The organism is Aldersonia kunmingensis (assembly GCF_001646865.1).
Classification (GTDB): domain Bacteria; phylum Actinomycetota; class Actinomycetes; order Mycobacteriales; family Mycobacteriaceae; genus Aldersonia; species Aldersonia kunmingensis.
Genome location: NZ_LRRB01000305.1, coordinates 1 through 11,071, shown reverse-complemented (window position 1 = coordinate 11,071; position 11,071 = coordinate 1). Strand labels below are relative to the sequence as shown.

General features: G+C 66.1%; 10 protein-coding genes and 1 pseudogene. 2 read left to right on the top strand and 9 right to left on the bottom strand.

Translation table 11 applies throughout. The features are described 5' to 3' along the window. On the top strand, positions 1-1,517 hold a 1,517-nt coding region (locus tag A8G08_RS24465; protein ID WP_169823366.1), incomplete at its 5' end, for an acetyl-CoA acetyltransferase. Between the two features lie 134 nt (positions 1,518-1,651). Here A8G08_RS24465 and A8G08_RS24460 read toward each other — a convergent pair. Continuing rightward, positions 1,652-3,916, bottom strand: coding sequence for an ATP-dependent DNA ligase (locus A8G08_RS24460; RefSeq protein WP_068280092.1), 2,265 nt, complete (start codon positions 3,914-3,916; stop codon positions 1,652-1,654). A 45-nt stretch (positions 3,917-3,961) separates the two neighbouring features. Between A8G08_RS24460 and A8G08_RS24455 the strand changes: the two genes are divergently transcribed. After that, positions 3,962-4,870, top strand: a complete 909-nt coding sequence (locus A8G08_RS24455) for an ABC transporter substrate-binding protein (RefSeq protein WP_068280082.1) — start codon at positions 3,962-3,964, stop codon at positions 4,868-4,870. A 31-nt stretch (positions 4,871-4,901) separates the two neighbouring features. Here the strand turns inward: A8G08_RS24455 and A8G08_RS24450 are convergent, their stop codons facing one another. The 8 genes and pseudogenes from A8G08_RS24450 to A8G08_RS24415 all read right to left on the bottom strand — a co-directional run. Beyond that, positions 4,902-6,530 carry a VWA domain-containing protein gene (locus tag A8G08_RS24450; protein ID WP_068280079.1) on the bottom strand — a complete coding sequence of 543 codons (1,629 nt, stop codon included), beginning with the start codon at positions 6,528-6,530 and terminating at the stop codon, positions 4,902-4,904. A gap of 87 nt (positions 6,531-6,617) precedes the next feature. Further along, a complete protein-coding gene (locus A8G08_RS24445; RefSeq protein ID WP_068280077.1) occupies positions 6,618-7,058 on the bottom strand; it encodes a type II toxin-antitoxin system Rv0910 family toxin in 441 nt (146 codons plus the stop codon). A gap of 161 nt (positions 7,059-7,219) precedes the next feature. Continuing rightward, positions 7,220-7,624, bottom strand: coding sequence for an MmcQ/YjbR family DNA-binding protein (locus A8G08_RS24440; RefSeq protein ID WP_068280075.1), 405 nt, complete (start codon positions 7,622-7,624; stop codon positions 7,220-7,222). Between the two features lie 3 nt (positions 7,625-7,627). Continuing rightward, positions 7,628-7,816 (bottom strand): antitoxin, encoded by a 189-nt coding sequence (locus A8G08_RS24435; protein WP_068280067.1) that lies wholly within the window; start codon positions 7,814-7,816, stop codon positions 7,628-7,630. Between the two features lie 39 nt (positions 7,817-7,855). Further along, on the bottom strand, positions 7,856-8,845 hold the full coding sequence (locus A8G08_RS24430) for an MBL fold metallo-hydrolase (protein WP_068280064.1): 990 nt from the start codon (positions 8,843-8,845) through the stop codon (positions 7,856-7,858). A gap of 44 nt (positions 8,846-8,889) precedes the next feature. Continuing rightward, positions 8,890-9,618: an enoyl-CoA hydratase gene (locus tag A8G08_RS24425; RefSeq protein WP_068280085.1), complete on the bottom strand. Its 729-nt coding sequence runs from the start codon at positions 9,616-9,618 to the stop codon at positions 8,890-8,892. A 111-nt stretch (positions 9,619-9,729) separates the two neighbouring features. Beyond that, positions 9,730-10,572 carry an aldo/keto reductase gene (locus A8G08_RS24420; RefSeq protein WP_068280060.1) on the bottom strand — a complete coding sequence of 281 codons (843 nt, stop codon included), beginning with the start codon at positions 10,570-10,572 and terminating at the stop codon, positions 9,730-9,732. A 219-nt stretch (positions 10,573-10,791) separates the two neighbouring features. Then, positions 10,792-11,071: pseudogene (locus tag A8G08_RS24415) on the bottom strand (hemerythrin domain-containing protein); the annotation flags it as partial.

Genomic DNA, 11,071 nt, shown 5'->3' with positions numbered 1-11,071 from the left:
CGGTCCTTGTCGGCGTCGGGCAGTTTGCCGAGCGCTTCGAGGACGACGGCTACCGCGCGCTGTCCGCGGTGGACCTCGCCGCAGAAGCAGCACGTGCGGCAATCGCCGACACCGGTGCCGATCCCGACGCGGTGGCGGCCCGGATCCACACAGTGGCCGGCGTGCGGCAGTTCGAGATCTCCGTACCCGGAATGCCTGTGCCGCTGGGTAAGTCGGACAACTTCCCGCGATCGGTGGCCGACCGAATCGGTGCCGACCCGGCGAACGCCGTGCTGGAGATTGTCGGTGGCCAGTCGCCGCAGAAGCTGGTGACCGAGTTTGCCGCCGCGATCGCAGCGGGCGAAACCGATGCGGTGCTGCTATTCGGAGCCGAAGCGATTTCCACCGCAAGGCATTTCAGTGGCAAGCCGGACGCTCCCGACTTCAACGAGGAGCGCGGCGGGCAGCTCGAGGACCGCGGCTACGGCATCGAGGGCCTCGTCACCATGGCGATGGTGAAGCACGGACTCGTCGACACCGTCTCGCAGTACGGGCTTTTCGAGAATGCGCGCCGCGCCCGTCTTGGACTCGGCCGACAGCACTACGCCGCGCAGATGGGCGAACTGTTCGCGCCATTCTCCAGGATCGCGTCGAAGAACCCGTATTCGTCGTCGACCAACGTCTACGAGGCCGACGAACTCGTCAACGTCACCGAACGCAACCGCATGATCGCCGATCCCTACCCACGGCTGCTCGTCGCCCGCGATCAGGTGAACCAGGGTGCCGCGGTGCTGTTGACGTCAGTCGAGGTTGCTCACGAACTCGGTGTGCCCGAAGACCGTTGGGTGTTTCTGCACGGCCACGCCGACATGACCGAGCACCACCTGCTCGAGCGCCCCGACCTGAGCTCGGGCCCGGCGTCGGTGGTCGCGGCCAACCATGCGCTCGAGGTTGCCGGCATCGGCGTCGACGACCTGGACATGCTCGATATCTACAGCTGCTACCCGATCGCGGTGTTCAACATCAGCGACGCGCTCGGCCTGGCGGCGGACGATCCGCGCGGACTGACGGTCACTGGCGGCCTTCCCTACTTCGGCGGCGCCGGCAACAACTACTCCATGCACGGGATCGCCGAGGTCGTCACCCGGCTGCGCGAGAAGCCTGGCAGCTTCGGCTTCGTCGGCGCCAACGGCGGCATGCTCAGCAAGTACTCGGTGGGCATCTACTCGACCACGCCGGTCGGGTGGCGGCCGAACCGCAGCGCCGAGCTGCAGGCCGAACTCGACACGGCTGCAACGGTTCCACTGACCGAGGAGCCGAACGGCGAGGGCACGATCGAGACGTTCTCCATCCGCTACGACGGCGACAGGCGGACCGCGGTCGTCCTCGGCCGCCTCCCGGATGGCAGCCGGTTCCTCGGCAAGAACGCCGAGGGCGAAACCGAACTTGTTGATTTCCTGCTCGGCGAGCACCCGTTCGGGCAGACGGTTCACGTCGTCGCCGGCGAGTGGGGCAATACGGTCTCGCTGCCCGCCTGACCTCCCTCCCGCTCGGGGTTCCCGAGCAGGGGTCCGAACGGGTGCAGCCAAACGGGTGCAAATTGTGTAAACGGGGGCGAAACTTCGCACCCGGGAACAAAATTTGCACCCGCGAGCGCGAACCATAGCGCGCGCTACGACTCGCGCCGCACCTCGTCCGGGTGCTTGTCGTCGCGAAGCCCGCGCCAGGCCGGGTGACGCAGGCGGCCGGGGCCGGTCCATTCGCCGAAACGCACCTCCCCCACCAGTTTCGGCTCCACCCACACCGCATCCTTGCGCTCAGCGGTCGGGAGCGCTGTGGCAAACGGACTGTCTTCGCGCCGCATGGGGGCAAGCTGATCCGAGAGTGATTCGAGCACCTTCTCGCTGAACCCAGTGCCGACCTTGCCGACGTACTGCAACTGCCCGTCGTCATCGGGGATACCGAGCAGCAGCGACCCGATCCGGCCTCGGCGGCCGCCCTGGCCACGCTTCCAGCCGCCGATCACCACTTCCTGGGTAAGCCAGTTCTTCGCCTTGATCCACGAATGTCCGCGCTTGCCAGGCAGATACACCGAGTCGCGGCGCTTGGCCACAACTCCCTCCCAGCCCTTGTCACGACTCTCGGCCAGCGCGTCGGCGCCGGATCCGTCCAACAGTGGCGGCACGCTCAGGCCGGGCGCCTTGAGCGCGAGCGCCTCGAGCACCCTGCGCCGGTCGGTGAACTTCTTGCGCAGCAGCGAGGTGCCGTCGAGGTACAGCAGGTCGAAAGCGAGAAGCTGCGCAGCGCTGCCGTCCACCTGCAGCATCCCGAAGTCGGGCACGCCGTTCGGACCGAGTACCACCACCTCACCGTCGAGCACTACCCGATGTTCAGCGAGCTCGCCTGCCAGCTCCTGCAATCCGGGATAGCGATCGGTGACAACGTTGCCCGCCCGGCTGCGCAATTTCAGTTCGCCCCGGTCGATTTCGGCGATCAACCGGTAGCCGTCCCATTTGGCCTCGAAGCACCACTCTTCCTCGCTCAGCCCGTCCACGGATCCAGCCGTGGCGAGCATCGGCGACATTCCCCTTGGAAAGTCTGCACCCGATGCGGTCTCGCTCTCCTCCTTCATTCGGTGCATCAGCCAGTTCTTGCCACCGGTCTGGATGAACGCGAATCGTCCCTCCACCTGCTGACCTTGCAGACGGATGATCACCTCGTCGTCGCGCCACTTCTCGGTCTCGTACGTGCCGGTGTCCCATATCGTCATCACGCCACCGCCGTACTGCCCCTTGGGAATTGTCGCGGCGAAATCCAGGTATTCGATGGGGTGGTCCTCGGTATGCACGGCGAGCCGGTTTTCCTTGGGCGATTCCGGCACGCCCTTGGGCACTGCCCAACAGACCAGAACCCCGTCGCGTTCGAGCCGGACGTCCCAGTGCAACCGACGGGCGTGATGTTCGTGAATGACGAATGCGTTGCCGGCACTCGGCTTCGGCGAAGCGGGCGGCACAGGTTCCGGCGTCTTCTCCGCATTGCGCATCGACCGATACTTCGCGAGCTTGTCCTCCGGCGTTGGATCCAGGTCGTGCAACAGGTCGCCGAAACGGGTGAACCGGTCGAGCACTTCGTCGAAACGCAAGTGCCGCAAGTTCTCCGGGTTCTCCAGTTCGGCCCAGGTCCGTGGCGCGGCGGCGGTCGGCTGCGCGCGTCCACGCATCGAGTACGGCGCGATCGTGGTCTTCGCCGGGTTGTTCTGACTCCAGTCGAGGAACACCTTGCCGTGGCGTGCCGACTTCGCCATCGTCGCGGTGACCAGGCCGGGGAGCATCTTCTCCAGGTTATCGGCCACCTGCCGCGCCACCTTCGACGCACCGCCCGGGCTCAGGACCCGGTCCAGCGGCACGTAGACGTGAATTCCCTTGCTGCCGCTGGTAACCGGGAACGCGACGAGGTCGATCTCGCCCACCATATCCCGCACCGCGACCGCGACCTGTGCACACTCGGCCAACGAGACGCCATCACCGGGATCGAGATCGAAGACCAGTCGCGTCGCTGATCCCCGGTCCCCCTCGGTATCGAACCGCCACTGCGGCACGTGAATCTCCAATGAGGCCTGCTGACCGAGCCAGGCCAGACCGGCGACACTGTCGAACACCGGGTAGTGGATCGCGCGGGAGCTGTGCTCGATCGCGTGCCGTTCGATCCAATCCGGCGCGTGTTCGGCAAGGTTCTTCTCGAAAAACGGGGTCGATTCGACACCATTCGGCCAACGTTTTCGAGTTACGGGCCGGCCGGCAATATGCGGGATCATCGCCGGCGCGATCGCGACGTAGTAGTCGATGACCTCCTGCTTTGTCGTCCCGGTGTCTGGGTAGAGCACCTTGTCCAGGTTGCTGAATTCCACCTGGATGTCACCGAACTTCCGGGACGGCATGATCGAAACCTTGCCCCACCGGACACCCACGGGCAAGATGGGCGAATGTCCAGAATCATGGGCGGCTCTCTCCCCTTCCTGACGGTGGCAGTAAGTGGGACGTTGCTGCTGGCCGGATGCGGTACGGCGTCACTGTCCGAAAGCGCGCAGACGACCGCAGATTCTGTCGCACCGGCCGGATTGACTGACGTCGCCGCCACCGGATGCGGTCCGGACAGCGGAAAAACTTTGCGCCGCGGCATACTCACGATCGCTACCGACTCTCCCGCCTACGCGCCGTGGTTCGCCGATAACGACCCGACCAACGGTAGGGGCTTCGAAGGCGCCGTTGCGGCGGCGGTGTGGGAGCGGCTCGGATACGCCCGGGACCGGACGTCGTTCATCTCGGTACCGTTCAACGACGCGTTGCTTCCGGGCCCGAAGCCGTTCGACATCAACATCAATCAGTTCACGATCCTCGATGAGCGGCGTGCGAACGTCGACTTCTCGTCGCCCTACTACTCGGTGACCCAGGCAGTTGTTGCAATGGAGGGCAATCGCGCAGCGCGTGCACAGACTCTCGCCGAACTCGGCGGTTACCGTCTCGGCGCCATGAACGGGTCCACCAGTCTCGCAGCGATCGAAGCGACACTGCACCCCAAGACGCCGCCGGTTGGTTTTGTCACCAATGACGAAGCGAAGCAGGCCTTGATCGAAGGGCGGATCGATGCGCTGATCGTGGACTTCCCGACCGGCGTACAGATCACTGAACACGAGATTCCGGGCAGCGTCCTCGTCGGTCAGTTTCCCCGGCTGGCCGGAGCCACCGAAAGCTTCGGTGTCCTGCTTGCCAAGAACAGTCCGCTCACGCCGTGCGTCTCCGCCGCAGTGGATCAGATGTACGCGGACGGCACCCTCGACAAGATCGCCGAACAATGGCTGTGTTCGGTGACCGGCGTGCGCGTACTCGCTTAATCAGTACCAGCGGGCGCAGGCCCGCGCATCATCAGCTCCGCCGCGCGCGCAGCGCATTGGTGAACACATCGGGAATCTCCGCGGGGTCACGTGCGACATAACTGCTTCCACCCGTGGCGTCCGCAATCTGTTGCAGTACAGACACATCGGCGCCATCGGCGATCCCGATCGTCACTACCGTCACCGGCCTGGCCGGATCACGCTCGGCACGTAGCGTCTCGAGCAGGCGCGCCAGGGTGATGCTGTTGTGGTCGTCATTGGCGCCGTCGGTCAGGAGCACGACCGCGTTCACCGCATCGGGCCGGTAGCTCTCCCGGACCCGGCGCACCGCGGCGAGAGTGGTGTCGTACAGCCCGGTGCCGCCACCGACGATGCCCCGCAGGCTGTTGTTCGCCGCGCGAAGCACTTCCCGCTGGGTGGTGTTGCCCACGACCTCGTTCAGCGGCCGGATCGGGACGAGTTCGGTCCAGTCCTGGTCCGGACCGCCCTTGTCGATGGAGAACGCCCAGTACCCGACGTCGGAGTTGTCTGCGAACACGCGCAGTCCCGCGTCCGCGGCCTGCATGGTCAAGTCCAGCCGAGTGCCCGCCCCGGCGGGATCACTCATCGAACCGGACACATCCACGACGGTGAGCACGCGGATCGGGCGCGACGCCAGCGCGAACTGCTGCATCGCGTCGTCGGCAAGCCGTCGGTCACTGACCCACAGATTGGCCACCACGCCGACGCCGCGCCCTTTGTCGAGCGGTGCGGCGCCCGGCATGCGCAGCCCGTGCGCGGACAGTTCGGCCCGGCCGTCCTCGCCGGCAAGCGCTGCGGCCAGCCGCTCACCCACGGCGCGGACCTCATCGTGCCGCTCGGTGACCGGTTCGGTCAGGACCAGCGGGAAGTCCAGTTGGCCGCTGCCCGATCGCGGCACCGTGCCGACCAGATCGACACCCTTCGCGCGGGCCGTAACCAGCTCTTGCTCCGTGACTATGGTGGCGCCGCCGTTGCGTGCGACGTCCGAGAGTCGGTCCACCGCCTCGGTCGTCGCCCGGCCGGCTACGGACTGCCCGAGCGGGACGATCGCATCACCGAGCGCGTTGACCTTCGTGAGACCCTTCTCAGCCTCCGCCACGGCACCCGCCACGGCCGCCGACGCGCCTGGGTCGGTGGACGGGTCGGCCATGGTCGTCTGGGGCCGCTCGAAGGCTGCAATCCAGCTGTCGAAGCGTTGTTCGTCCACGGCGCGGGTGGCCACCACCGCCGGTGTCGTCGCGACCGACTTCTTGATCAACTCGACGGGCACCGTCGTGGTGCGCAACGCCTCGCTCACCCACCGATACGAGGCGGGGATCCACAGCGCGGCGGTGGACCCGGCGTGCGCAAGTGTTGCGGGAGCGTCCGCCGACGGGGTCGCGGAGACGCTGATCCGGGCGCACCCCAGATCCTCCGGGGAAACATCGTTCATCAGCGCCTTGATCGACGGCGCGATACTCGGGTCAGCGAGCATCGGGTACTCGACGATGCTGTCGCAGCGGTCGAGCACGACCTTGCCTACCCCGAGCGCCACCACACCGCCGACGAGAACGAACCCCGCGAGGGCGAGGACGAGACCGCGCGGCGGACGACGCCTACCGGTTTCGACCGGTTGGTCGACGATGTGTCGTGCGGACATGTTCCTCGGGACCTTCTTCAAACAACGCAAGCGCGCCGATCTGGACGTTTGTCCGAATGGACGCGCTGATGTTATCTGAACCGAAAGTCACAGGTGAGGTGAGTAACGCTCTACGAAGGTTTGGATGGACTTCTCCACGTCTCCCTTGACCGCTCGAGCGGCGCCCGCGCCGATCGGGCCGAACAGCGGCCGGCCGCCGAGTTCGATCTGCACCACCACATCGGAGCCCGTGCCTTTGGCGCTGACCAGCACTTCGAGGCCGAACTTCGTCCCACCCTTCCCCTCGCCCGACAGGGCGAGGCGGCGTGGACAGTTGGCGTCGGTGACGGTCCAGGTCACGCGGTTGCGCATGCCCTTGACCCGAGCAATGCCGACCAGCTTCGTGCCCTTGGTGAGCTCCTCCGGGACCTCGCTGCGCCACGTCTCGTGCAGTGTCAGCCAGGAGCCGAGATCGGACAGATCGGAGACGTGCGCCCAGGCCTGCTCGGGCTCGATCGGCACGTAGCCGGACACCTTCAGTTTCGCCACTCGCGCATGCTATCGGCGCCCTTGGTAGGTCACTCCGCAGGCTCCGCTCCCGAGCGACCGGGTCACTCCGCAGGCTCCGCTCCCGAGCGACCGGGTCACTCCGCAGGCTCCGCTCCCGAGCGACCGGGTCACTCCGCAGGCTCCGCTCCCGAGCGACCGGGTCACTCCGCAGGCTCCGCTCCCGGATCAAGCCGATCGACGAGCTTGCGGGGCGCGACCGCGCGAAAGGCGTCCTCAACGATCTCGGCGACGTCGTCCCAGTCGGGGTCGGCGTCGAGCCACACCCCGATCCAGCCGCGCCCGCCCACATACGGCGGAACGAAGTACCGCGTGGGATCTCGGGAAACCCAACCCTCCTGGGCGCCATCGGGAGCCGCGGCCCAAAACGCGAGCCGATCGTCGTGGTGATGATCGGCCATCGTCAGGAACTGCGGCGAGCGCCGCACGAACCACGCGGACTCGCCGTGGCTCACCCGTTCGGTGGCCTCCGGCAGCGCAAGGCACAGCGACCGGACCCGCTCGAGCACCGCGGGGTCGGTCGGTCGCTCGCCTGGTTCAGCGGGCATGGGTCACGCCTTGTCGAGCCCCTTTTTGGCGGCGTCCTGCACCTTGTTGACGTGCGCGGAGTACTTGCCCTTGGTCTGCTTGTCGACGACGTCGCCGGCCTTGTCGATTGCCGACTCGACCTTGTCTCGGTGCTCCACCGCGGCCTGGCGGCCCTTGGTAACCAAACCCTTGATCATCTGCAGCTTGCCCATTCGCAAACCTCCCTCTCCCGACCGCCAGCCTAGGCGGTATCAGCCGATCCCGTCCCACCACGAATCGGAGGTACCGGGCTCGCGCAGATCGACCCGCTCGCCCGGACGCGGAACAGCGATGGCCGTGCCCGCGTCCTTCGCCGCCGCGACGAGCCGGCGCACCGGCTCGTCCCACCGGTGCAGCGCCAGATTGAAAGTGGCCCAATGGATCGGCAGCAGCACGCCCCTCGACGCATCACCGAGATTGAGATCGGTATGCGCAGCGACCGCTTCCTCCGGATTCATGTGGATATCGGGCCAGTGCACGTCGTATGCGCCGATCGGCAACAGCGTCGCGTCGAAAGGCCCGTGCCGCCCGGCGATCTCGGCGAAGCATTTGCCGTAACCGGTATCCCCGCCGAAGTAGACGCTGCGATCCTGGCCCGCGATGACCCACGACGCCCACAGCGTCGGATTGCGGATCAGCCAGCGCCCCGAGAAGTGCCGCGCCTCGGTGCACGTGACGGTGAGATCGCCGATGGAAGTGCTTTTCTCCCATTCCAATTCGACGATCCGGTCTTCGGCGATACCCCAGCCGCGCAGGTGCTCACCGACGCCCAGCGGGACGAGGAACGGCATCGACTGCGTCCGAGCGAGCCGGCGGATCGTCGACTTGTCGAGATGGTCGTAGTGATCGTGGGAGATCACCACCGCGTCGATCGGCGGCAACTTCTCGAGCGCGACCGGGACCGGGTGCAACCGCGAAGGGCCAACCAACGACGACGGCGATACCCGATTGCTCCACACCGGGTCCACCAGCACACGGTGGCCTTCCACTTCGATCATCGCGCTCGCATGTCCGTACCAGGTCACCGCGAGTTCGGCCGCCTCTTTCGGGACGGGCGATGACGCCAACGGCACAGGCCGAGCAGGGTAGCCGCGACGGCGCCCGGTGAGCAGCGCACCCAGCATGGAGGGTGCGTCGACCACGGGCCGGGCCGGTTCGGTATTGCTGAACCGCTGCGTGGGAATGAGCTTCGCGAGATCCACGACTCGAGGTTATCCCTTCTCTCCAGGACGGCAGGCGATGTCGATCAACGTCCCTTGAACCTGGGCTCCCGCTTCTCGTCGCGCGCGGCGCGCCCCTCCTGCGCGTCTTCGCTGCCCCACGCGCGATGCAGGGCGGAGCGCAACTCGTCGCTCTCCTCGTCCTGGGTTCCGTCGTCGTTGAACGCCAGCTTCAGGTACTGCAGGGTGAGCGGCGCAAGCTGGGCGATGGTCTTCGCCCAGTCCTGTGCGTCGGACAGCGTGCCGATCTTGTTCGCCAGTCCGCGCGTATGCGCCTCCTCGGCATAGATCGATTCGACGCCCATCAGAATCGAGCGGGCAGGGCCGGAGCCAATCAGCGACGACAACCGCTGCACGGTCCACCGGTCCACGCTGATGCCGATCTTCGCGGCCGGAATGGCGAAGAACGCCTCGGGCGCCACGACACGCAGGTCGGAAGCGATTGCGATCTGGGTGCCCGCACCGAGGGCGGGGCCGTTCACCGCCGCGATCACCGGCACCGGGACCGAATCGATCGTGTGCAGCATGTCGAGCAGGCCGTCGGCAAAGTTGTCGGAGTAGACCTCCGACAGGTCGGCTCCCGCGCAGAACGCGCTGCCCTGCCCGGTAAGCACGATCGCCCGCCCCCCGCTGTCGACGGCGTTGAGCACCGCCTCCTTCAGGGCCGCACAGAGCGGCTGGTTCAGCGCATTGCGGCGCTCCGGGCGCTGCAGCTCGATCGTGACCACATCGTCGTCACGGCTGATTCCGATCATCGGCTCCTCCGGCACGGCTGGGCTACGGGGCAATGAGTACGAGCAAAGCACAGCGTCCGCCGCATCGGTGCGTGGTTTGCGGCGGCAATGGCGCTGTCCTGATACCTCTGCTCAGTTGTCGAACGTGTCCGGATCCGGCCCGGTGCGGGTGCCGTCGTCGAGCGCACTGATCAACGCCATCTGTTCGGGCTCGAGCTGGAAATCGAACACGTCGAGATTCGACCGAATACGGTCGGGCGTAACCGATTTGGGAATGACGACATTGCCGAGCTGGACATGCCAGCGGATGATCACCTGCGCGACGGATCGCTCCAGTTCCTCGGCGATTGCGCCGATGGTCGGATCGTCGAGCACCAGACCGGACCCGAGCGGGCTCCAGGCCTCGGTCACAATGCCTCGTTCGTCATGGAAGGCGCGCAATTCGGACTGAATCAGCCGGGGGTGCAACTCGATCTGGTTGACCGCGGGCACCTCGCCGACGGCGTCGATCAGCTTCTCCAGCGTCGGCGCGGTGAAGTTGGAGACGCCGATCGAGCCAATTCGCCCGTCCCCCTTCAGTTTCTGGAATGCCTTGAAGGTATCGATGTAGAGTCCGCGACCGGCGGCCTGCCAGTGAATGAGGTAGAGGTCGAGATAGTCGAGCCCCAGCTTGTCCATGCTGGCGTCGAACGCGCGCAGCGTGGCGTCATATCCCTGATCGCTGTTCCACAACTTGGTGGTGACGAAGATTTCCTCGCGCGGCACACTCGACTCGCGGACCGCGCTGCCGACACTGCGTTCATTCTGGTACGCCGCCGCCGTGTCGATGCTGCGACAACCCGCCTCGATCGCGGTCGAGACGGCAGCATGCGCCTGGTCGTCGGGAACCTGCCATACGCCGAGGCCGACCGCGGGAATGACGTGACCGTCATTGAGCGCGATGGTGGGGACGGCACTGGTTGCAGTGAAAGCCATAACGTCAGCCAACCATTTGAACTGCGAACTTATGCCTTGGAAACGAAAAACTGCGGCGTGTCGTGGGATCAATCACGTTCCACCCCCTCGAGTAAGTCCGGATTCCTGGGGTAAGGGACGTGTCCTCGTTCTCGGCCGAGCGAGTGCCGCGTCGTTTCCTCGCCAGACCGGTAGCGAAATGAGTGCACCCGACGTCGGGCAGCGGGCCGGTCGACGCCTCTAGGAAATGACGGCGTCGATCGCCTTCTTCAACGCGGACGGCTGCGCGGGTGACCTGGGCGCCTTCTTCCGCAACTCGAGCAGCTGCTCGCCGAGATCCTGTAACTTCTTGCGGCCCAGGCTTTCCCGCACAGCGGGGAACCAGTCTTCCTCTTCTTCTTCGATATGGTGCTTGACACACTCGATAAGTACCGTGGCCTTTGCGTCGAAGCGGTCGTCCTCGGGCTTCATCGCTGCAAGCTCCATCACCAGGACGTCGGCGACGTGGTGTTCCTCGTAC